Below are 21763 nucleotides of genomic sequence, written 5' to 3'. Positions count from 1 at the left end.
TATACACCATGTGGAGGCCGATGTATGCACAAAAAACAGAATGAAGAATACTACTATAATCAGCACAGCTGCTTTCTGCTGCAGTATCATCTTGTACTGATTACAAAATACAGAAAACCGGCAATAACGGGGAAACTTGAGGATTTTCTGAAAGATTATACGTGCAGATACTTTAAAGATCATGAACTTCGTGTGCAGGCGATTGAAACAATGCCGGATCATATGCATATATTGTTTGATGCGTATCCGCAGCTCAATCTCTCAGAGTTTATCAACGCATTTAAATCTGCTTCATCACGGCAGATCAGGAAAGCCTTCAGTCCTGAGCTGGCTCAATATTATGGGAAGCCTTATTTCTGGAGTCTTTCCTACTTTATCGGAAGCGTAAGCGATAAAACGGAAACTGTGGTTAAAAACTACATTAACAATCAGAAAATCAAATAGTCGGCGATTCATCTACGTCTGAACACCGATATGCCGACACAGGCGGCTGCGGCTTTTCAGGCGTAGTGCTCTCGCCTATTTTTGATAGAAAATTTCATTGATAAATAAAAACAAGGCAGAAACCCATATGGGAATCCGCCCTGTTTTACTGTTGATGACAACAGGAGGAGAGGAGTGATGTGTCAGATCTTGCCGACCAGGTCGATACCAGGTTTGAGTGTCTTCATGCCTGGCTTCCATCTTGCCGGGCATACCTGATCACCGTTTTCATGGACGAACTGGCAGGCTTCTACCTTGCGCAGCAGTTCATCGGCGTTTCTGCCGACACTGCCGGAGGATACTTCATATGCAGCGATTCTTCCCTCTGGAGAAATGATGAAGGTGCCGCGCTCTGCTGTGCCTTCATCTGCGATGTACACATCACAGTCACGTGCCAGAGCACCGGTCGGATCTCCGACCATCGGGTATGTTACCTTCTTGATGGCTTCGGAGTGATCATGCCATGCCTTATGGACAAAGTGGGTATCACAGGAGACGGAATAGATCTCGCAGCCAATCTTCTTGAATTCATCATAGGATGCGGCCAGATCTTCCAGCTCGGTCGGGCAGACAAATGTGAAGTCAGCCGGATAGAAGAACAGTACGCTCCACTTGCCGAGCAGATCCTTCTTGGTAAGAGTCTTGAAGGTATCATCCTGATACACATTCAGTTTGAAATCGTTAAGTTCCTTGTTAATCAGAGACATGTTGTTTGTTTTCCTTTCTTGTCTTTTGTTATCTCGATGCCTGGGAAATCATCCAGACGTTCTTGGCATAGCTTGTCAGCATATCATCGAGCTTGATGGAAACCAGCTCGCTGTCAGATTCCTTCTTCAGGGACAGCACCTGGTTGATCAGCTCTTCATAGCCTTTCTTGACCTCAGCCAGTACTTCATCATCACTCATATATACGGAAGGTGCTTCCTTGATGGATGAAAGTCTGACAAAGTCGGACAGGGTAGCAGCCGGTGCGCCTTCCAGCATGAGGATGAGTTCGGCTGTTTCGTCGAAATCATCTCTCATGGCATCATAGAGATCCTCCAGTTGCGGGTGGAGAGTGAAGAACTGCTTTCCCTTGATGTACCAGTGATATGTCTGCAGGTTGGATGCAAAGACTTCCTGCGAAGCGAGCAGTGTATTCAGTTTTTCAATCGTATTCATGTTTGTCCTCCTTTATGCCTGGGCCTGTGAAATCATCCAGACGTTCTTTTCATATGCTTTGAGCATGTCATCAAGAGAGATGCTGACAAGCTCATTTTCTGTTTCAGATTTGATGCGTCTGACCAGTGTGATCAGGGAAAGATAGCCATCCTTGAGTGCCTTGAGCGTATCATCAGCACTGATCCATGCCGGATTTGCCTCGGCGATGACGCTGTTGTTTGTGAAGCTGCTCAGAGTGGATGCCGGTGCACCATTCAGTGTGAGGATGAGCTCGGCTGTCTTGTCAAAGTCATCTCGCACGGCATCATAGAGATCCTCCAGCTGCGGATGCAGGGTGAAGAACTGCTTGCCGGTGATGTACCAGTGGTACAGCTGCAGGTTGGCTGTGAAGACTTCCTGAGATGCCAGCAGTCTGTTGAGCTTTGCCACATCATCTTTGTCCTCTGACAGTGCTGCTTTTACAGCTTTGACAACAGCCTCACTGCCGGCCAGATCGAATCTGGCGATGACCGGGATGCCATATTCCTTTTCCAGGATGTCAGCAGCACCGGTGAAAGTTGTCGGATGCTTGACATGGTTGCCGGAGACAGCAGCGTATCTGACCTTTCCCTTGTTGGCATCAAGGAAGCTGCGGACTGTTTCCGGCAGGATGCCGGCACCATCTGTGTATGTCACAAGAACAGCTGCTTCATTGAGAACTTCCTTGCCTGTTTCAATCTTCAATGTGTTGGATGTATTGATTTCATTGACCAGCTTTTCAACGTTGCCGGTTCTGGATGCATATACTAATTTCATATTTCGTTTTGTTTTCCTTTCTTTTTGCACTTGTATAATATCCTGTGATACAATCTGAATATAGCAATATAATCTTAAAAAATAGCAATATTTACAAATTGGAGGATTTCATGGAAAAAGAATACAAGATTGGATCATTACCCGTTTCTTTTCTGGAAGAGACAATGGAACCGGGCGAAGTACATAAGGAGAGAGCGCACTGGCATGACGGGGTGGAGCTCATCCGGGTGCGCAAGGGCCATCTGCACTGCCATGTCAACAATTCTGACTTTCTGCTGGGACCGGATGAGATGTGCTTTATCAATCAGGATCAGGTTCACCGGATTTACGGGGCGAAGAAGGAAGAAAGCATGCTGGAAAAGCTGATTGTCAATCCGCAGATGCTTGCCTGGAATCAGGGTATGTATGAAAAGCTGGTTGTGCCGGTTGTGTCGGATGGCGATTTTGCCCATATTCAGATGGATGGGCGCAGCAGTTATGCGGCGCGGATTATTGCGCTGCTGGATGAGATCAAGGAGACGGCGATGAAACAGCCGGATGGATATGAGCTGGAGGTAGCAGCGGATGTGCATCTGGTGTTCCGTTCTATATATATGATTCATGAACATCTGGTGCAGCAGCCTTCGGATGAGTATGATCTTGGTCTGCAGCGTAAGATGGTGCGCTATATTCAGGAACATTATATGGATAAGATTTCACTGGAGGATATTGCCGGCAGTGCCGGGATCAGCCGTACCAAATGCACTTCCTTATTTAAGGTATATACAGAGACGACACCTGTTGAGTATCTCAACAGCTATCGTCTGGAGGAGGCGGCACGCCGGCTGGTGAATGAGCATACACCGGTGGCGGAGATTGCTTTGGCGTGTGGGTTTTCACAGCAGAGCTACTTTGGCCGCATGTTTCAGAAAGAGTATGGCATGACGCCGCTTGCCTACAGGCGTTCGTGTACGGGTGACAGTTGTATGCGCCAGTGAAACAATTGTGAAAGAATATGTAAATAAAAGCGTTTTCTTACAAATAAATTTGTAAGAATTGTGAAAATGTCCTTGCAAGCAAGAATTAGAGAATTATAATAGGTTCATCTTCACAAAGAGGAGATATAGAAGTGAGGGATAAAGATATGAAAATGAGTAAGTTCGTTAAGGGCGGACTTGCCGTGGTAATGGCTGCTTCACTGGCTGCCTGCGGCAATAGTTCGACAGGATCTGCATCCGCTTCCGGCTCTGCTGACGGCGGCAAGAAGTATGTTCTTGGCGGTTCCGGACCGCTGACGGGTGATGCGGCTGTGTACGGCCTGGCAGTCGAACACGGCGCGCAGATTGCGGTTGATGAGATTAATGCCAAGGGCGGCAAGACACAGTTCGATCTGGTATTTGAAGATGATGAGGCCGATGGTGAAAAGGCTACATCTGCTTTCAATACTTTGATGGATAAGGGCATGCAGGTATCTCTGTTGACAACAACATCCGGTGCCGGTCAGACAGTTGCACCGTTGTATCAGCAGGAAAATATCTTTGCTATTACACCTTCCGGTTCTTCTCCGGCGATCATTTATCAGGATGCCGACAATGAGAGCGGTCCTTATGGCAATGTCTTCCAGATGTGCTTCACGGATCCTAACCAGGGCAAAGCTTCCGCTGACTACCTGGCTGAGCATGCTGATCTTGGCTCCAAGATTGCGGTCATCTATCGTAACGATGATAACTATTCCAATGGCCTGTATACAAAGTTCAAGGCCGAGGCTGCTGCCAAGGGCCTGAACATTGTTGATGAAGAGGCGTTCCAGGATGGCACAACAGACTTCTCTGTCTATGTTCAGAAGGCACAGGCTGCCGGTGCTGATATCGTATTCCTCCCGATCTACTATCAGCCGGCTTCTCAGATTCTGAAAGCTGCCAAGGATGCAGGCTATGCACCGACATTCTTCGGATGCGATGGTATGGATGGCATTCTGACACTGAAAGGCTTTGATACAAGTCTTGCAGAAGGTCTGTATATGCTGACACCGTTTGCTGCTGATGCTACGGATGAGAAGACTTCCAGCTTTGTCAAGAAGTACAAGGAAGCTTATGATGATACACCGAACCAGTTTGCTGCTGATGCGTATGATGCTGTATATGCGATTGCACAGGCTCTGGATGCTTCGGATGTAACACCGGATTCTTCTACGGATGATATCACTGCTGCTCTTGAGGAGCAGTTCACTTCCATGACATTTGATGGTATCACAGGTACTAGTGTCACATGGAACAAGAATGGTGAGGTTTCCAAGGATCCTAAGGCGATCGTCATCAAGGACGGTGCTTACGTCAGCGCTGAATAAGATTGAACTGCGTTTGTAAAGAAGGGGCTGCCAGTTGTAAAATCATGGCAGCCTTCTTTGATTGTCAATAAATTAGAAACAGGAGGGGTAGAAGCTTATGTTGGCATTTTTGTCCTATCTGATCAGCGGACTCAGCCTTGGCAGTGTGTATGCCATTATCGCCCTTGGTTATTCAATGGTGTATGGAATTGCCAAAATGCTGAACTTTGCCCATGGCGACATCATCATGGTGGGCGCCTTCGTAGCGTACTTTGCATTATATAACTGGCATATGTCAGTGATTGTGGCCGTACTGCTTTCAGCGGTTGTCTGTACCGTGCTTGGCGTTGTCATTGAGCGTCTTGCCTACAAGCCTCTGCGTCAGGCGGGTTCCCTGGCTGTGCTGATCACTGCCATTGGCGTTTCGTATTTCCTTGAAAACGGCGCCATGCTGGCGTGGGGTACGGATACCAAAATCTTCCCGACTATTATTTCCGGCTCTTTGAGCATTGGCAGTGTATCCATTGCCTGGAGCACCATTATTACGATTGCTGCATGCGTGGTGATTATGCTTGCACTGAGCTGGTTCATTAACAAGACCAGAACCGGCCGGGCCATGCGGGCTACTTCCGAAGACCGCGGGGCAGCTGCTCTGATGGGCATCAATGTCAATAAGATCATTTCGATTACATTTGCCATTGGCTCCGGTCTTGCGGCTGTGGCTGCGATTCTGCTGTGCAGCGCCTATCCGAGTGTGTATCCAACCATGGGTTCCATGCCGGGCATCAAGGCATTTACCGCTGCCGTGCTTGGCGGTATCGGCTCCATTCCCGGTGCCTTTCTTGGCGGTCTTGTGCTTGGCGTTATCGAGAATCTTTCCAAAGCGTATATTTCGGCACAGCTTTCCGATGCCATTGTCTTTGGCGTATTGATTGTTGTGCTGCTGATCAAGCCTACTGGCCTGCTCGGCAAGAAGATTTCGGAGAAAGTATGAGGTGGCTGGCATGAAGAAGTGGAAAGAAATGAAAAAGAGCAGCCGCCAGAAGCTGACTTCGATTCTGGTTGTGATTGTTTTGTTTGCAATTGTGCAGGTGATGATTGCGACTGGCACTCTCAACCGGCAGATGCGTTCTCTGCTTGTACCGGTAACTGCCTATATTCTTGCGGCCATTGGTCTGAATATGAATGTCGGCATATCGGGTGAGCTGAACCTTGGCCAGGCTGGGTTTATGTCTCTTGGCGGATTTACGGCAGTAACTGCTGCAGCCATTTTCTCCACAAAGATTTCCAACAGTGCGGTTGTATTCATCCTTGCCGTTCTCTGCGGTGCTTTGATGGCCGGCTTCCTTGGCTGGCTGATCTCCATTCCGGTATTGAAACTGGAAGGCGACTATCTGGCGATTGTTACCCTTGCCTTTGGCCAGATCATCATGTCCATTCTCAATAACCTGTATGTTGGTCTGGACAGCACAGGACTGCATTTCTCTTTTGTGAACAACAACGTTACGCTTGGTGATGGCGGCAAAATGATCATCTCCGGCCCGATGGGGACAACCGGTGTCAAGATGCTGTCTACGTTTGCGGGCGGTGTCATCATGGTGCTGATTGCATTGCTCATTGTCTATAACATCATTAATTCCAAGCGCGGTCGTGCCATTGAGGCATGCCGTGACAACCGCATTGCGGCGGAGACGATCGGCATCAATGTAGCGCATACAAAGACGCTTGCCTTTGTGCTTTCCAGTGCTCTGGGCGGGGCGGCTGGCGCTCTGTATATGCTGAACTACTCTTCGGTGACAGCAACCAAGTTTGACTTCAATACATCCATTCTGATTCTGGTTTATGTGGTGCTTGGTGGTCTGGGCAATATGACCGGTACGGTGATTGCTACATCTGTACTTGTTCTTCTGCCGGAAGTGCTGCGCTTCCTTTCCAGCTATCGTATGCTCATCTATGCGGTTGTGCTGATCATTATCATGATTGTGACAAACAATGAGAAGGTGCGCGTGTTCATGGCGAGGATGAAGCGCAGAAACGGCGCCGGGAAAGGAGTGAAATCCAATGGCTGAAGAAAGAAAGAAGGTTCTTGAAATCCGTGGCCTTGGCATTGATTTCGGCGGCCTGACGGCTGTCAATGATCTGGATATGGATGTCTATCAGGATGAGATATACGGCTTGATCGGTCCTAACGGCGCCGGCAAGACAACTGTGTTCAACATGCTGACAAAGGTCTATCAGCCTACCCGCGGCACCATCAAGGTGGATGGGCAGGATTTTGCCAGACTGAATCCGGTCCAGGCGAACAAGGCCGGGGTTGCCCGTACCTTCCAGAATATCCGTCTGTTTTCGAATCTGAGTGTCCTGGATAATGTCAAAACGGGTATGCATAATTCTTTGAGCTATGGCTTGTTTGCATCGATTCTCAAGCTGCCTTCCTATCGAAAGCAGGAAAAGGCAGCCACGGATGAAGCTATAGAGCTTCTGAAGATCTTTGAGCTTGATCAGTTTGCTTCTCTGGCGGCAGGCAATCTGCCGTATGGTGCCCAGCGCCGTCTGGAGATTGCGCGTGCTCTTGCTACAAAACCGAAGCTGCTGCTTCTGGATGAGCCGGCAGCCGGCATGAATCCGCAGGAGACGGAAGAACTGATGAAGATGATCCGTCTGGTGCGTGATCATTTCCATATTTCCATCCTTCTGATTGAACATGATATGAAGCTGGTCATGGGAATCTGCGACCGCATTACCGTATTGAACTTCGGCCAGATGCTGGCCCAGGGCGTGCCTTCTGAGATACAGAGCAACCCTGATGTCATCAAGGCATACATTGGAGAGTGAGGGACCCAGATGCTGAAAATTACTGATTTACATGTCCGCTATGGCATGATTGAGGCGATCAAGGGTATTTCCTTTGAGGTCAATGACGGTGAGATTGTGACACTGATTGGATCCAATGGTGCTGGTAAGACAACAACCATGCATGCCATTTCCGGCCTGTTGAAGCCTGCCTCTGGTTCCATCATGCTGGATGGTGTGGAGCTGACCAAGACACCGGCACACAAGATTGTGACGATGGGCCTTGCCCAGGTGCCGGAAGGCAGACGTGTGTTTGCCCAGCAGACAGTTGAGGAGAATCTTTTGCTTGGTGCCTACTTCCGCAAGGACAAGGATGTCATCAATGCGGATATGAACAAGGCGTTTGAATTGTTCCCGCGTCTGATGGAAAGACGCCATCAGCTGGCTGGTACATTGTCCGGCGGTGAGCAGCAGATGCTTGCCATGGCAAGAGCACTGATGTCAAAGCCGCGGATTATGCTGATGGATGAGCCATCCATGGGTCTTTCGCCGCTGCTGGTTAAGGAAATCTTCCGTATCATTCAGGACATCAACAAGCAGGGTACAACCGTACTGCTGGTTGAGCAGAATGCAAAGATGGCACTTGCGATTGCAGACCGTGCATATGTATTGGAAACTGGTAAAATAACACTGGAAGGTACAGGTAAAGAACTGGCCGCAGATGAGCGTGTCAGAAAGGCTTACCTGGGAGGATAAATTCAATGTACGTAAAGGATCATATGACGTTAGACCCCATTACGATCGATCCGGATGTCACTCTGCTGAAGGCTCTGGAGATCATGGGCAAGAATCATTTCCACCGGCTTCCTGTTGTCAAGGATGGCAGACTGGTCGGTCTGATTACCGAAGGACTGGTCAATGAGAACTCGGGCAAGGAGAATACGTCTCTTTCCATCTATGAGCTGAACTATCTGCTGTCCCGCACCTATGCAAAGGACATCATGATCACAGATGTCAGGACAGTATCTCCGGATGCCTGGATTGAGGATGCGGCTGAGATCATGCTGCAGAATGAGATCAATGTGCTGCCGGTTGTGGATGGTGACAAGAAGGTTGTCGGCATCATCACCGAGAAGGACCTGTTCAAGGCATTCCTCAAACTGACAGGTTACCGCAAGCAGGGCACGCGGTTTGTGATCAAGGTCGAAGACAAGCCGGGCGAATTTGCCAAGATCTGCAAGCTGTTTGCGGATAATGATGCCAACCTGGAAAACATCGGCGTATATCATTCCAAGGTGCGCGGTGTTGAAACAGTCGTGCGTGCAACAGGTGAAGTATCTGTTGAAAAGATGACAGAAGTGCTGAAGGATGCCGGCTTTGAGGTTGTCAATGTCTGGCAGACAAAGGCGGAAGACGCCGTTAAATAACGCGTTTAAAGCAGTGTCGGACACAGAAATTTCTGTGATTCGATCTGCTTTTTTTGTATGTTTGACAGCAAAAGTTTCAAAAGAGTCAGAAATTTAGGCAAAATATGAAATGGCTGATTCAAATGTGCAAACATACTCATAAAGTACTGAAACATAAGTATCACACAATTCACACATAAACTGATTTGCCGATAATTATGTATCAGGATGCCTTGAAAGTCTTGCAAGCGTTTACACGCGCTCTACAATGAAGGCATTGAAAGGGGACTTCGATAATTATGAATGAGAAGTTTATGAACGGACTCCTCACCGTAGCAGGCAAGATGCAGTCGAACAAGGTTCTGTCCGCCATCAAGGACGCCTTCATCGACAACATGCCGATCGTCATCGTTGGTGCCTTCTGCACACTGTTCCAGTGGGTAGTATTCCATCACGATCCGGCGGGATCCACGACAGTTTATCTGTCGATCGCTAACATCCCTGGCCTTGCATGGTTGGAGAATCTCACACCGATTGTTACAACAGCAAACTATGGCTGCATGAATTTCATGGCTGTCAATGTCTGCATTCTTGTGGCAATGCACTTTGCAGAAAACCTGGGACGTCATGGTGACAAGACTGTGCCGGTTCTGGCGCTTTCTTCCCTGGTTACTCTGATGAGCACATCCATCACTGCTACTGCCAAGGCTTCTGATGTTGTTACAGCAAGCAATGGTGCACTGGAGCTTGCCAAGGGTGCTGCTGAGGATACACAGGTATCCATCGCAGCTGGTTCCGGTGTCCTGCAGTCCTTCACGGATGCAAACGCATTGTTCGTAGGTCTGCTGGTTGGTATTCTGGTAACTCTGCTGTATGTCAAGCTGGTTAACTCCGGCAAGGTTACAATCAAACTGCCTGATTCCGTACCGCCGAATGTCAGCGCATCCTTCGCTGTACTGTTCCCGGTTGCCATCTGCATTCTGGTTGTTGCCATTGTAGGCTTCATCTTCAATAATGTTATCGGAACAAACATCTTCAAGGTTATCGCAACAATCATGGCACCGTTGAAGGCAATCATGACTGGTCTGCCTGGCTATCTGCTGGTTGTCTTCCTGATGCAGCTGCTGTGGTTCTTCGGAATTCATGGACCTAACGTTATGTCCGCTGTTACAACAGCATTCATGACACAGGCAAGTGCTGAGAACCTGGCCATCTATAATGAGATTGGTAAGCCTTATCTGTCCGCTGGCAATTACAGCATCATCTGCAATGCCTTCGGTTCTACATTCTTCGCTATGACTGGTTCCGGTATTACCGGCGGCCTGATCATTGCGATCCTGCTGTTCTCCAAGAGAGACGATTATAAGGCTATTGCAAAGCTGGCAATTCCGTGCGGCATCTTTGATATCAACGAGCCGATCATCTTCGGTATTCCTATGGTTATGAACCCGCTGTTCGCAGTTCCGTTCTTCTGCGCACCGCTTGTTTCTGTCATCATTGGTTATGTACTGACAAAGATTGGTTTCTGCCCGATCATGGTAGTCGATGCACCGTGGACCACTCCGCCTGTACTGCTGGGCTTCCTGGCTTCTGGTGGTAAGCTGATGGGTGCTCTGTCTCAGTTGATTGCCTTCGCTTCTTCTATCCTTCTGTACACACCGTTTGTTATTGCAGCAAACAAGGCACCGAGGGAAGAGGTTGCTGCAGCGTAAGCTGAACATAACAATTGAAAAACAGTTCTGTGTGATGCAGAGCTGTTTTTTTTACGCCTGATCAGTCATGATATGATCGATTTGCCGTTGCGTAGATCTTCCGCTCTTTGACATTGCCTTCCTTTCTCTGATAGGCATCATTGAGAAAAGCAAGATAGGCACCTGGTGTAATGAAGCCTCCTGGCGTGACTAAATGCAATTGTTTTGAACGGATCAGGGTATCGGCCAGCAGTACACAGTTTGTGCTTGCAACAAAGTAGGTTCTGAATTTGCCGGATGTGAATTTATATAATTCGCATCCGGTGCTTTTATATACTCTTGATACATAGTCAGCGGCGCTGTGATCCGTTTCATATGCGCAGTGCCAGGAAACTGTACGTGCCATCATTGTGTGGATTCTTTCCTGCAGTACGGTTTTCTGGGAGTCAGAGAGTGCGATGCCATAAGAGATGATCGTGCTGTCATCATTATTGATGGCATGACGGATAAAGCTTTTTTCGTCTGCCCGGATGAGGACGCCGTCACCCAGGGTTCCCATCAGCGTGCGGTGCCTGGGATCGTGGCAGCCATAGGAATATATGATGCCCTGATAAGCGATGTCAATGTGACCGAACATTTCAAATCCGGTGCCGTGCAGGTAGATATAGACGTGCAGGCTGTCATCATCTGAGGGGATGGGAAGGTCAGCAGTGCTGCTGTGCTGCAGAGAATGGATGGAGATGTAGGCTGATATGGGCATCAGTGCACCTGCCAGCAGGGAAACGGAGAGCGACCAGTGCGTGTGTTCAGCAAGGAAGCCATAGGGATTACGTCGGGTGATGGTCAGGATCAGGCTGCGGATGCCCCATATGAGGAAGAAGATGCCTGCAGCCAGTGAAAGAACGCCTGTTTTCAGATGAATCGTTTTTCCAAAGATCATCAAGAATGAAAGAATGAGGGAAAAGAGTGCGGCTGTCAGTCTGCTCCCTGCACCGGCTGTGCCGTCATGGGTGATGACAAGGAAATCGATGAAGGAAATGAAGGCTTCGAATGCCATCCACAGACCGCACAGCAGAAACAGAAAGGGTTCAAACAGACGGGGAAACAGGATGAGGAAGATTGCATAGAGAAAGCTGATGGTGCTGATCCATGCATCAATGGGATCTTTTGGCTTGTGATGATGCGTGATGGCATGATGGGTGCCGATGGGAAGGATCAGATTGATCAGAATGAGGAGGAGATACAGGGCAATCCAGGATATCCTGGAGGCATTGAAGAACAGGATGCCCAGAAGGATGGCTGTGCATGACAGCAGGCAGGAGAAGATGAAGGATGATGTACGCATGAGGTCATGATAACAGAAAACCATGGTCTGTGTCAGTGACACAGACCATGGCTTCAGAGATATTTACAGTCTTTTAGGCGGATCTTTTTGCCATTGAGGATGACATATCCTTCTTCGGGCTCTTCATGGACAATGTAGCGCGGCTGATTGGAAGTGGGATGGTGATGTCCATCCAGGTTTTCGCAGGTGATATCATCTTTGTAAGGAATTGTATGGCCGTCACTGGAGATGGTTCTGCCAACCAGGTAGTTCGGCTTCCTGCCTTTCTTTTTCGGCTTTGAAGCAGCACTGGCCACGACTGTGATGAAACAAAGGATGAGAACTGCCCAGACAATGAAGCTGAACATGGTTTACTTCTCCCTGACGGTTTCTGAGAGTCCCTTGGCAAGGCCGGCTAATGAGGCAATTTCATTAGGAATGATGATCTTGGTTGCCTGGCCGTCTGCCACCTTGGCAAAGGAATCGAGTGCCTTCAGCTTGATTACGGCATCATCTGCACCGGCATTCTTGATCATCTCAATACCCTGGGCAGTGGCTTCCTGCACCTTGCGGATGGCTTCGGCCTTACCTTCTGCTAACAGAATCTGATTCTGCTTCTCCGCTTCTGCTTTCAGAATGGTCGCCTGCTTTTCTGCCTCGGCTTTGAGTACGGCGGATTCCTTGGTGCCTTCTGCCTGCAGGATCATGGACTGCTTTTCACCTTCGGCATTCAGGATCGCAGCACGCTTTTCACGCTCTGCCTTCATCTGCTTTTCCATCGCTTCACGGATGGCGGCCGGCGGCTGAATGTTCTTGAGCTCAACACGTGTTACTTTGATGCCCCAGGGATCGGTAGCGCTGTCAATTGTGGATAACATCTGTCCATTGATGCTCTCCCGGCTTGTCAGTGTTGCGTCCAGTTCCATGTCACCGATGATATTGCGCAATGTTGTAGCGGTCAGATTCTCCATCGCCATGATCGGATTCTCGACGCCATAGGCATACAGCTTGGGATCGGCGATCTTGAAGTACACGACTGAATCAATCTGCATCGTGACGTTATCCTTGGTGATGACAGGCTGCGGTGCAAAGTCAGCAACCTGTTCTTTCAGCAGTACTTTTCTGGCAACCCGGTCAATGAATGGTGCCTTGAAATGGACACCGGGATTCCACGTGGACTGGTATTTGCCCAGACGCTCAATGACATAGGCATTGGCCTGGGGGACAATCTTGATGCAGGATGTGATGAGTGCAATGAGGATGACAACGATAACGAGGGTGATGATAAGACCTTCCATAAGATTTTCCTCCTGCCCTTATTTTAATATATACAGGGGTGGTAATAGAAGCGTAACAATATTACTTGTCGAGGTCTTTGCGCTGCAGTGATCTGGCAGCGGCTTCCATCGCATCTGTTTCTTCTTTGGTGAGATGCAGGCTGAGACAATGGCACGTGTCCAGCATGGTGGAAGGATGGCGCATGCCGATGAGCAGGCTGATATCCGGATACTGTGTCAATGTCCATGCCTCAATCAGGTTGGCAATACTGCAGTTGTGGGCAGCAGCCATCTCTTCCAGCAGATCAAAGAACTGATCATATTCTGTCTTCTCTGCTTCCTGGCTCCAGGGCAGTCTGGCCCGGATATCACCCTGGGCAAAGGTTCTCTGTACATAGCTGCGTGATGTCAGGATGCCTTCCTCCAGAGCGCCATAGACCTGGAAGATTGTATGGTCTTTCTTCAGATGCGGGAAATAATCATAGCCATGGCATGGTGCCAGCAGGCTGAACTGTTCCTGCACCAGGGAAATATGGCCGTATTTTTCGTAGTTTTCATAGTCCTGTGGTTTGGAGTTGGACAGGGCAGCAGCTTTGATCTTGCCTTCCTTGATCAGTTCATTCAGAGTTTCCATCGTTTCCTGGACAGGTGTGATGCTGTCATTGACATAGTGGACAACAGCTATATCGAGGTGATCTGTGCCAAGACGCAGCAAAGAGCCTTCGAGATCCTTCCTGATGGCAGCGGCACTGGTGTCATTATTTACGGTATAGCCGTCACGTTCATATTTAAATGTACCGCCTTCTTCATTGCGCCAGTTGAGTGATACCTTGGACTGCAGAATGAATTTGTCGCGCCTGCCTTTCAATGCTTTGCCAAGCAGTGTTTCACTGGTACCCATGCCATAGACCGGAGCTGTATCGATATAGTTGATGCCGCACTGTTCGGCTGTATCAAGCAGGGCACTGGCTGTTTTTTCATCGGGCTGCTCGTCTGACCATACCGAGCCTCCGCCCAGTCCCCAGGTGCCAAGTACAATGGCAGAAGCCTTCAGGTCTGTATGTGGGATTGTCTGATATTTCATGATGTATGCCTCCTCTTTGGAAATGATGGCTCCATTATACATCCGACGGCAGTGCTGCGCTGGCACGCATCTGCACCGTTATCATACATGGGCAGACGAAGTCTCTTTCCTGAAGTGTGATGCGTCATTGGTGAAGAATAAGATACTGCAGCACATCTTGCTGCAGGCGCTGGCTGATCCTGGCATAATACGTCTCCAGGATGGCTAGCTTCTCTCTGGCAAAGGGATTTGGTCCGTATTTTTCAGCAAGTTTTTTCTGCCGGCGGGCAATGGAGATATAGCCATCCGGAGTGCTGAGAGCATCCACCAGCTGGATCAGGCGGTCATATGCATCATACTGAAAGGAAGACAGCAGCGCTGCATAAAATTGTTGACCGTCTGCAGGTATATCAATGGTACCGGCATAGGAATAGAGATTCTGAACCGGAAAGGAATGTGTCACACAGATGCGGGCAGCTTTGGGTTCATTCAGGTGCATCATAAGCGCATAGCCACATGCAATGTGCTGAAACTGTCCATCTGTCAGGCTGCGGCCGATATCATGCAGCAGGCCAAGGACATAGGCTTCCTCCTCATTCATATGGAGACCGGCTGCCAATTGCTGTGCAGCCATAGCAGCATGCTCGCTGTGACGTACCCATAGCCCGGGCTTCAATTGTGCCTGCTGGCGGAACAGGGTGTCGGCATCCTGCTTCTTCATGCGACTTTCTTCTTCCGGCTGGCAAGGACATTGAGCATAATGAGAGCCCCCGTTGTGATCAGAACACAGAAGACAGCCATGCACATGCCGACTGAGACGGAGCCCTGATCAAATTCGTGTGTAATGAAGGTAGAAACAGTCAGTACATTTGGTGGTGATGTCAGGGAAGAAGCGACAAGCTCACGGAATGAAATAATGAAGATCATCATCCATCCGGTGAATACTCCCGGTGAAACAAGCGGAAACAGTATATGCCAGAAGATGTAGGATTCTGAGCCGCCGCTGATCCGTGCTGCTTCCACCAGGTGGCTGCCCACCTGAATGAAGGCACTGGATGTGTACTGCACTGCATAGGGAAGGAACATAACTACATATACCAGCACCATGAATCCTCTGGTGTTGTACAGGGGAATGAATTTATAGAGCCTGTTCCAGAGAATCATCATACCGATCGCAAAGACGATGTTCGGAATCATCTCCGGCAGCAGTGCTTCTCCCTCAACAATCTGATTCAGCCTGCTTTTCCTGCGCATCTTCAGGGCAACGATCATGCCGGCAAGGCTGGCAATTGTCGCTGCCGAAGCAGCCAGTGTCAGACTGGTTCCGATTGCCCGGAAGCCTTTTGCACTTTCGCTGGTAAACAGCTCTGCATAATGGGCGAGCGTAAAGTTTCCCTTTGCAAGGCCATAGCCCCGCTTGTCAATGAGAGAAGTAGCGATGATTGAAAAGTAGGGAATGCCAATCGTGATCAGCATGATGATCACAACATAGAGACTGCCGAGAATGGTTACTGCTTTCTTTTCAGAAACGGCAGCCTGCTGCCTGGAACCGACGAGACTGTAGGTATGCCTGCGCGTCACTCCATCCTGCAGCCTCCAGATGATCAGGTAAATCAGGACAAGGATGCTGCTGAGGGACGATGCTTTGCCAAAATCAATCGGCGCCACACTGGCATAGCGGTGAATATCTGTTGTAAAGACATAAAAGCCAATCCGGCTGCCAAGTGTTGCCGGCGTGCCATATTCTGACAGTGCTTTGACAAAAACGAGCATCAGTGCGATGGCATAATTTCCCGTTAACAATGGCATTGTAATCTTACGGAAAATGCCGGGTGATGATTCACCACAGATGGCGGCACTTTCTTCCATGCTAGCCCGAAGATTCATAATCGCATTCTTGATCATTCCTGTCATGAAGGGAAAGGAATGAAAACTCATGACAAGGACCAGACCGGCGAGGGAAAAGAATCTCTCAGACCAGCTGCCGGTCCAGGGAAACAATTGCTGAAACAGTCCCCGTTTCTGCATGAAAAGTATCCATCCCATTGCTGAGATATATGGCGGTGTCATAAATGGGATCATTAATACGATATCGAGCCACTTCTGCTTTGCAAGCTTTGTGCGGGTCAGGATGAACGCCAATGGTGTTGAAATCAAAGTGGAAACGGCGGCGACCAGAAACGCCATCAGGAGTGAGTTGCCGATCGTTACCGCATTCCTGGAATCAAAAATGACTGACGCAGCGCTGGAAACATCAAAGCGGCCATCTTCTGTGATGACCGCCCGCGCAAAGACACTGATGACTGGCAGCACAATCATGAAGCCAAGAATGGCTGCCATCACAATAGTACCTGTTTTCTTCTTCAAGTGCTTTGCCCCCATTGCACCTTATTTCTGGCAGATGGAAACAAGTTTTGCGGCAACATCATCCGCATGATCCATCATCCATGACCAGTCGTGATCCAGCTGGGGAATATCTGCAACATTGGTGCGATTGTCACAGGAAATGTCGCTTCTGCCCGGCAGCAGATACGCATTTGCTACAAGTTTCTGTGCCTCATCACTCATCAGATAATCGATGAAGGCCTTGGCATTGTCCATATTCTTTGCGGTGGAAAGAATCATAGCCGGACGTGGATTGATGATCGTTCCGGAAGCGGGATAGTAGATATTAATCGGCTCACCCTTGGCGATATTGGCATATGCGTTGTAATCGACGCCGGCGACAAGAATTGCTTTTTCACCAGTCAGTACTGTCTCCAGTGCTGCCTTATTGGCTCCGGCAACCGTCATGCCATTGGCTGCCATTCCTTCAAAAGCACTCCAGTCTTCATTGGTCGCGTTCATATATCCGGCGAGGAAATCCTTGCAGGAACCGGACTTTGTCGGATCCGGAATCGCAATCATATCCTTATACTTATCAGAAGCCAGATCACTCCAGTCTGCATCGAGGCTGTCAATCAGTGTCGTATTATAGATAACACCAAGGGCAGAGGCACTCGTTCCAAACAACATGTTATCTTCGTCTTTCCAGCCATCATACAGTTTGTCTGCATTTTTGGCATCCGGATAAGAAACCAGGCCGCCCTGTTTCTTCATGCGAAGACCATCGGACCACGAAGCCAGAACAACAACATCCGCAACAGGGTTGTCCTTTTCAGCCTCGAGGCGGGCAAGGATTTCACCCGTTGTTCCTTCGAAGAGATTGACCTTGATTCCGGTAGCAGCCTCAAAGCCAGATACATACTTTTCGTTGAGGCCGGATGGGCTCGGCATGTATACAGTTACTTCCCCAGAGTTGCCTGATGCCGATTCTTCTGCGGCTGCGGTGGCAGCAGATGCTGTCGGCTCTGCAGCGGCAGATGAACTTCCGCAGGCAGCCAGAGAAAATGCCATTGCCGATGCAAGAATCATTCGGATTGTGCGAGAAAATGCTTTCATAAATTTTTATCTCCCTCTTTATCTCAATACCGTCTCATCATCAGGACGGATATAGAGCTGAATCTTCGGCGTTTGGATCGGAACGCCGCTATAAATAAGCCATGGCCTGCCATTGACATCAGCGTGAACTTCATAACGGTCACCAACAAACTGCTGCTCCGTTACGGTTCCCTCTAACTGGCATGTTTCCTTCCGGGGTATAAGACTGACAGTTTCAGGACGGCACATAACGGTATCACTGAGCCAGTTGGATTTACCAACGAACTCGGCAGTAAAGGCATCTGCCGGATGGTGATAAATCTGCTGCGGACTCCCGGTCTGCAGCAATCTGCCATTATTCAGAACAGCTATTTCATCAGACATGCTCATGGCTTCAATCTGATCGTGGGTAACAAAAATGGATGTAACACCAAGCTTCCGGGTCAGACTGCGGATTTCATAGCGCATTTCTTCACGCAGCCTGGCATCCAGGGCTGACAGCGGCTCATCGAAAAGGATACAGGATGGCGATCCGACGATGGCTCTGGCAAAGGAAACACGCTGTTGCTGGCCACCTGACAGTTGTGCCGGGAAGCGCTTTTCAAACCCTTCCAGTTTTACGATGGAAAGTGCCTTCTGCACCTGTGAATCAACATCTCTGATGTGATGGGCTCGCAGAGGAAAGGCTACATTTTCATATACGGTCATGTGCGGCCAGAGGGCAAAGTCCTGAAATACGAAGCCAAGCCCACGCTGCTGCGGGGCAAGACTGATCTTTTTCTGGGAGGAAAAGACGGGCTTGCCATCGAACAGGATTTCGCCTTCTTCAGGTGTTTCGAGGCCTGCTATCATGCGCAGCAATGTTGTTTTGCCACAGCCTGACGGTCCCAGAAGCGTCATAAAACTGCCACTGGCAATCGTCATGGTAATGTGATCAGCGGCACAGGTGCCGCCAAAGTGCTTTGTGATGTTTTGTATTTCAATCTTCATATTGTTCTGTCTGTCTGTAAGACTACTATGGATGCGTAAGAACAAAAGCAAAGATGTGTTATCAGTGCGTTAAACTTTCAGAAAAATCAGACGCCGCGGCATAAGCACTGTTCCTGCCAGGGCAGGAATATATAAGGATAAGAGAGTTTGCCGGCACTTTCCTTCCTGCGGCCTGCCATGGATGGAGCGGGCGTGCTGACTGCAGAGGCGTTTTACGGATGTCAAGAGGTGAGAAACATTCCCGGCAGTGATAGAATATGTCTGTTTGGAGGAATACGATCCCATGGATGAAAAAATTATTCAGAAGATTGCGGAAGATCTGAAAGTAAGTGCAGACCAGGTTGAGGCTGCACTGAAGCTGCTTTCAGATGGCAATACAGTGCCGATGATTGCAAGATACCGCAAGGATGTGACCAAAGGCCTGGATGAAGAACAGATTCTGTATATTGAGAAACAGTTTGATTATCAGAATAAGCTGAAAGAGCGTAAAGAGGATGTGCTGCGGCTGATTGAAGAACAGGGCAAGCTGACTGATGAGATCCGTGCATCTGTCAATGCGGCTGACAAGCTGTCCGTGGTGGAGGATATTTACCGTCCGTATGCACAGAAGAAAAAGACCAGAGCTGCTGCTGCCATTAAGCTTGGCTTGCAGCCGCTGGCTGACTGGATGCTGTCTTTGCCGAAGGAAGGCAGTGTTGAGGAAGAAGCTTCTAAGTATGTGACGGAGGAAGTCAAGACATGGCAGGAGGCCGTGCAGGGTGCCAAGGACATCATTGCTGAGGCTGTCAGTGACAATCCACAGCAGCGCTGGGCGTTCAAGGATACGATCATGAAGAGCGGTGTTCTGAAGACTGCACTGAAGAAGGATGCCAAGGATGAAGGCAAGGTCTATGAAATGTACTATGACCGCTCTGAGAAGATTTCTACCATTGCGGATCACCGCATCATGGCCATTGACCGTGCCGAAAAGGAGAAGGTCATCACGGTTTCCTTTGTGTTTGATGAAGAGCATCTGATTCACGAAGCAGAGAATAACATTCTCAAGGGTGAGGAGCCTGTGTGCGTCAATGAGATCAAAGAGGCAGTGGCAGATGGCTGCACAAGACTGCTGTTCCCTTCGATTGAGCGTGAAATTCGCTCTGATCTGAGTGAGCGTGCCCATACAAAGTCTATCGAGGTATTCTCCGAGAACCTCGAGAAGCTGCTGCTGCAGGCACCGCTGAAGGGCAGAGTCGTGCTGGGCTTTGACCCAGGTTATGTCAACGGCTGCAAGCTTGCGGTGATTGATGAAACCGGCAAGATGTTAACGGTGGACAAGATCATTCCGTTTGGCAAGAAACATCCGGATCTGGAAGGCTCCAAGAAGAAGCTGCTGGATATGATCCGCCAGTATAACGTCAAGATCGTTGCGATTGGCAATGGCACGGCATCCCGTGAGAGTGAGAAGCTGATTGCGGATCTGATCAAGGAGAATCATCTGGATCTGGAATATGCCATTGTTTCTGAAGCTGGTGCTTCGGTATGGTCTGCCCAGGAAGCTGCCCGTGAAGAGTTCCCGGATATGGCCATTGAAGAGCGCAGTGCTGTCTCCATTGGCAGAAGACTGCTGGATCCATTAGCGGAACTGATCAAGATTGATCCAAAGTCCATTGGTGTCGGCCAGTACCAGCATGATCTGCCGCAGAAGGCACTGTCAGAAAGACTGGATGAAGTGGTGTCCAAGTGTGTCAACCGCACAGGTGCTGATGTCAATACAGCATCCCAGGAGCTGTTAACCCATATTTCCGGTCTGAATGCAGGCATTGCCAGGGAGATCATCAATTATCGCAATACGCATGGCCGTTTTGCGAACCGTGAACAGCTGAAGCAGGTCAAGAAGCTTGGCCCTAAGGCCTTTACCCAGTGTGCAGGTTTCCTGCGTATTGTCGGCGGTGATGAGCCGCTGGATGAAACAAGCATTCATCCAGAGAGCTATGATGCGGCCAGAGCTTTGATGAAGGCATGCGGCATCACAAAGCTTGGTGAAGCAGATGCCCAGTTCCCGGCTGATAAGACCAAGGATCTTGGCATTGGCGACTATACACTGAAGGATATTGAGGATGCCATCCGCCAGCCGCTGCGTGATTACCGTGATCAGTTTGAAGGCGCGCTGCTGCGCAGTGATATCCTGGATATCAAGGATCTGCATGTTGGTGACAAGCTGTCCGGTACGATCAGAAATGTCGTTGACTTTGGTGCTTTCGTAGATGTCGGCCTGCATGAGGACGGCCTGGTGCTGCCGAGCCGCATGAGCATGCAGCGCGTCACAGATCCAACAACTGTGGTCAGTGTCGGAGATATCGTCGATGTGTGGGTAGCGGAGATTGATGTGGACCGCAATCGTGTGGCACTGTCGATGATTCCGCTGGATTCTTTGAAGCAGAAAGAAACACAGATGAAGGAACACCATACGCGCAAAGCACCGCGCAAGGCTCTGTCACAGCTGAAGGTTGGCGAGAAATACCATGGTACAGTTGAGAATCTGACTTCCTATGGTGCCTTTGTGGATATCGGTGCCAGGAAGGCAGGCTTGCTGCACGTATCCAGGATGTCGATGGATAAGGTGGAAGATCCTTCCACGATCGTCAAGCCGGGTGATCAGATTGATGTGTATGTCTCTGATGTAGATACAGAAAACAACCGTTTGTCTCTGTCATTGCTGTCTCCTGAAGAGCTGGCAAAGAAGAATCCTGGTGCTGCCAGAAGAACATCCCGTCCTGCGCCGCATAAGCCTGTGACGATGGATGATGCCATGGCAAGGCTGATGGAGCGCTTTGGCAAGTAAGACATTTTCAGACATTGGGCATCAATAGCCCGATGTCTTTTTTAATGTGCTAGGATAGGGACGAAGGTGTGAATATGAAAGTTTCAACAAGAGGAAGATATTCACCCAACTTTGACAGTTTGAAGTAATGAAAGTGCTAGAAATTCCGATGAATATTGGATTTTCCAGCACTTTTGCGTTTTGATTTTTGTAGTATGTAGGGGCCTATCCGGACGTCTTTTTGAATTTTTT

At 49.1% G+C, this 21763-nt stretch carries 21 protein-coding genes; 10 read left to right on the top strand and 11 right to left on the bottom strand.

The features are described 5' to 3' along the window. Positions 1 to 24 precede the first annotated feature (24 nt). Positions 25 to 444: an IS200/IS605 family transposase gene (gene tnpA, locus MOZ60_RS07910; RefSeq protein WP_370596258.1), complete on the top strand. Its 420-nt coding sequence runs from the start codon at positions 25 to 27 to the stop codon at positions 442 to 444. A 182-nt stretch (positions 445 to 626) separates the two neighbouring features. Here the strand turns inward: tnpA and ahpC are convergent, their stop codons facing one another. Genes ahpC through MOZ60_RS07895 form a run of 3 tightly spaced genes read right to left on the bottom strand, consistent with a single transcriptional unit; the run spans position 627 to position 2439 of the window. Then, positions 627 to 1190, bottom strand: coding sequence for an alkyl hydroperoxide reductase subunit C (ahpC, locus tag MOZ60_RS07905; protein WP_370596257.1), 564 nt, complete (start codon positions 1188 to 1190; stop codon positions 627 to 629). Between the two features lie 28 nt (positions 1191 to 1218). Then, complete coding sequence (locus MOZ60_RS07900; RefSeq protein ID WP_277007975.1) at positions 1219 to 1644, bottom strand: Dps family protein; 426 nt, start codon at positions 1642 to 1644, stop codon at positions 1219 to 1221. 12 nt (positions 1645 to 1656) lie between these two features. Further along, positions 1657 to 2439 (bottom strand): ferritin-like domain-containing protein, encoded by a 783-nt coding sequence (locus MOZ60_RS07895; protein ID WP_370596256.1) that lies wholly within the window; start codon positions 2437 to 2439, stop codon positions 1657 to 1659. 110 nt (positions 2440 to 2549) lie between these two features. Between MOZ60_RS07895 and MOZ60_RS07890 the strand changes: the two genes are divergently transcribed. From MOZ60_RS07890 to MOZ60_RS07855, 8 genes are all read left to right on the top strand, one after another. Continuing rightward, complete coding sequence (locus MOZ60_RS07890; RefSeq protein WP_370596255.1) at positions 2550 to 3416, top strand: AraC family transcriptional regulator; 867 nt, start codon at positions 2550 to 2552, stop codon at positions 3414 to 3416. Between the two features lie 146 nt (positions 3417 to 3562). Beyond that, positions 3563 to 4765, top strand: coding sequence for an ABC transporter substrate-binding protein (locus MOZ60_RS07885; protein ID WP_370596254.1), 1203 nt, complete (start codon positions 3563 to 3565; stop codon positions 4763 to 4765). A 97-nt stretch (positions 4766 to 4862) separates the two neighbouring features. Continuing rightward, positions 4863 to 5738: a branched-chain amino acid ABC transporter permease gene (locus tag MOZ60_RS07880; protein WP_370596253.1), complete on the top strand. Its 876-nt coding sequence runs from the start codon at positions 4863 to 4865 to the stop codon at positions 5736 to 5738. Positions 5739 to 5748: 10 nt separating this feature from the next. After that, on the top strand, positions 5749 to 6813 hold the full coding sequence (locus MOZ60_RS07875) for a branched-chain amino acid ABC transporter permease (protein ID WP_370596252.1): 1065 nt from the start codon (positions 5749 to 5751) through the stop codon (positions 6811 to 6813). Continuing rightward, positions 6806 to 7579 carry an ABC transporter ATP-binding protein gene (locus tag MOZ60_RS07870; RefSeq protein WP_370596251.1) on the top strand — a complete coding sequence of 258 codons (774 nt, stop codon included), beginning with the start codon at positions 6806 to 6808 and terminating at the stop codon, positions 7577 to 7579. Before MOZ60_RS07875 ends, MOZ60_RS07870 begins: the two co-directional genes overlap by 8 nt. 9 nt (positions 7580 to 7588) lie before the next feature. Beyond that, positions 7589 to 8293: an ABC transporter ATP-binding protein gene (locus MOZ60_RS07865; RefSeq protein ID WP_370596250.1), complete on the top strand. Its 705-nt coding sequence runs from the start codon at positions 7589 to 7591 to the stop codon at positions 8291 to 8293. 5 nt (positions 8294 to 8298) lie between these two features. Continuing rightward, positions 8299 to 8964 carry a CBS and ACT domain-containing protein gene (locus tag MOZ60_RS07860; protein WP_108775209.1) on the top strand — a complete coding sequence of 222 codons (666 nt, stop codon included), beginning with the start codon at positions 8299 to 8301 and terminating at the stop codon, positions 8962 to 8964. 278 nt (positions 8965 to 9242) lie between these two features. Then, on the top strand, positions 9243 to 10655 hold the full coding sequence (locus tag MOZ60_RS07855; RefSeq protein ID WP_370596249.1) for a PTS sugar transporter subunit IIC: 1413 nt from the start codon (positions 9243 to 9245) through the stop codon (positions 10653 to 10655). Positions 10656 to 10716: 61 nt separating this feature from the next. Here the strand turns inward: MOZ60_RS07855 and MOZ60_RS07850 are convergent, their stop codons facing one another. The 8 genes from MOZ60_RS07850 to MOZ60_RS07815 form a co-directional block, all read right to left on the bottom strand. Further along, on the bottom strand, positions 10717 to 12021 hold the full coding sequence (locus MOZ60_RS07850; protein WP_370596248.1) for a hypothetical protein: 1305 nt from the start codon (positions 12019 to 12021) through the stop codon (positions 10717 to 10719). Between the two features lie 11 nt (positions 12022 to 12032). Continuing rightward, the gene (locus tag MOZ60_RS07845; protein ID WP_370596247.1) at positions 12033 to 12326 is read right to left on the bottom strand and encodes a hypothetical protein; all 294 of its coding nucleotides are present in this window, start codon (positions 12324 to 12326) and stop codon (positions 12033 to 12035) included. A gap of 3 nt (positions 12327 to 12329) precedes the next feature. Further along, complete coding sequence (locus MOZ60_RS07840) at positions 12330 to 13256, bottom strand: SPFH domain-containing protein (RefSeq protein ID WP_108775206.1); 927 nt, start codon at positions 13254 to 13256, stop codon at positions 12330 to 12332. 61 nt (positions 13257 to 13317) lie between these two features. Next, on the bottom strand, positions 13318 to 14319 hold the full coding sequence (locus MOZ60_RS07835) for an aldo/keto reductase (protein WP_370596246.1): 1002 nt from the start codon (positions 14317 to 14319) through the stop codon (positions 13318 to 13320). A gap of 124 nt (positions 14320 to 14443) precedes the next feature. Then, positions 14444 to 15019: an HD domain-containing protein gene (locus tag MOZ60_RS07830; RefSeq protein ID WP_370596245.1), complete on the bottom strand. Its 576-nt coding sequence runs from the start codon at positions 15017 to 15019 to the stop codon at positions 14444 to 14446. Continuing rightward, positions 15016 to 16665 (bottom strand): ABC transporter permease, encoded by a 1650-nt coding sequence (locus MOZ60_RS07825; RefSeq protein ID WP_370596244.1) that lies wholly within the window; start codon positions 16663 to 16665, stop codon positions 15016 to 15018. Before MOZ60_RS07825 ends, MOZ60_RS07830 begins: the two co-directional genes overlap by 4 nt. Positions 16666 to 16686: 21 nt before the next feature. After that, a complete protein-coding gene (locus MOZ60_RS07820) occupies positions 16687 to 17739 on the bottom strand; it encodes an ABC transporter substrate-binding protein (protein WP_370596243.1) in 1053 nt (350 codons plus the stop codon). An 18-nt stretch (positions 17740 to 17757) separates the two neighbouring features. Next, positions 17758 to 18708: an ABC transporter ATP-binding protein gene (locus MOZ60_RS07815; RefSeq protein ID WP_370596242.1), complete on the bottom strand. Its 951-nt coding sequence runs from the start codon at positions 18706 to 18708 to the stop codon at positions 17758 to 17760. Between the two features lie 283 nt (positions 18709 to 18991). On the opposite strand from MOZ60_RS07815, the gene MOZ60_RS07810 reads away from it, so the two are divergent. Next, a complete protein-coding gene (locus tag MOZ60_RS07810) occupies positions 18992 to 21532 on the top strand; it encodes a S1 RNA-binding domain-containing protein (protein WP_370596241.1) in 2541 nt (846 codons plus the stop codon). The last annotated feature ends 231 nt before the right edge of the window (positions 21533 to 21763 follow it).

It is taken from the genome of Grylomicrobium aquisgranense (assembly GCF_033971865.1).
Lineage (GTDB): Bacteria > Bacillota_I > Bacilli_A > Erysipelotrichales > Erysipelotrichaceae > Bulleidia > Bulleidia massiliensis.
The sequence above is the reverse complement of the archived record's forward strand: the minus strand, read 5'-3'. Positions and strand labels throughout refer to the sequence as shown.

Bases quoted from the DNA above. Each gene is read 5' to 3' on its own strand.
- tnpA (WP_370596258.1), top strand. From the start codon at position 25: ATGCACAAAAAACAGAATGAAGAATACTACTATAATCAGCACAGCTGC.
- ahpC (WP_370596257.1), bottom strand. From the start codon at position 1,190: ATGTCTCTGATTAACAAGGAACTTAACGATTTCAAACTGAATGTGTAT.
- MOZ60_RS07900 (WP_277007975.1), bottom strand. From the start codon at position 1,644: ATGAATACGATTGAAAAACTGAATACACTGCTCGCTTCGCAGGAAGTC.
- MOZ60_RS07895 (WP_370596256.1), bottom strand. From the start codon at position 2,439: ATGAAATTAGTATATGCATCCAGAACCGGCAACGTTGAAAAGCTGGTC.
- MOZ60_RS07890 (WP_370596255.1), top strand. From the start codon at position 2,550: ATGGAAAAAGAATACAAGATTGGATCATTACCCGTTTCTTTTCTGGAA.
- MOZ60_RS07885 (WP_370596254.1), top strand. From the start codon at position 3,563: ATGAAAATGAGTAAGTTCGTTAAGGGCGGACTTGCCGTGGTAATGGCT.
- MOZ60_RS07880 (WP_370596253.1), top strand. From the start codon at position 4,863: ATGTTGGCATTTTTGTCCTATCTGATCAGCGGACTCAGCCTTGGCAGT.
- MOZ60_RS07875 (WP_370596252.1), top strand. From the start codon at position 5,749: ATGAAGAAGTGGAAAGAAATGAAAAAGAGCAGCCGCCAGAAGCTGACT.
- MOZ60_RS07870 (WP_370596251.1), top strand. From the start codon at position 6,806: ATGGCTGAAGAAAGAAAGAAGGTTCTTGAAATCCGTGGCCTTGGCATT.
- MOZ60_RS07865 (WP_370596250.1), top strand. From the start codon at position 7,589: ATGCTGAAAATTACTGATTTACATGTCCGCTATGGCATGATTGAGGCG.
- MOZ60_RS07860 (WP_108775209.1), top strand. From the start codon at position 8,299: ATGTACGTAAAGGATCATATGACGTTAGACCCCATTACGATCGATCCG.
- MOZ60_RS07855 (WP_370596249.1), top strand. From the start codon at position 9,243: ATGAATGAGAAGTTTATGAACGGACTCCTCACCGTAGCAGGCAAGATG.
- MOZ60_RS07845 (WP_370596247.1), bottom strand. From the start codon at position 12,326: ATGTTCAGCTTCATTGTCTGGGCAGTTCTCATCCTTTGTTTCATCACA.
- MOZ60_RS07840 (WP_108775206.1), bottom strand. From the start codon at position 13,256: ATGGAAGGTCTTATCATCACCCTCGTTATCGTTGTCATCCTCATTGCA.
- MOZ60_RS07835 (WP_370596246.1), bottom strand. From the start codon at position 14,319: ATGAAATATCAGACAATCCCACATACAGACCTGAAGGCTTCTGCCATT.
- MOZ60_RS07830 (WP_370596245.1), bottom strand. From the start codon at position 15,019: ATGAAGAAGCAGGATGCCGACACCCTGTTCCGCCAGCAGGCACAATTG.
- MOZ60_RS07820 (WP_370596243.1), bottom strand. From the start codon at position 17,739: ATGAAAGCATTTTCTCGCACAATCCGAATGATTCTTGCATCGGCAATG.
- MOZ60_RS07815 (WP_370596242.1), bottom strand. From the start codon at position 18,708: ATGAAGATTGAAATACAAAACATCACAAAGCACTTTGGCGGCACCTGT.
- MOZ60_RS07810 (WP_370596241.1), top strand. From the start codon at position 18,992: ATGGATGAAAAAATTATTCAGAAGATTGCGGAAGATCTGAAAGTAAGT.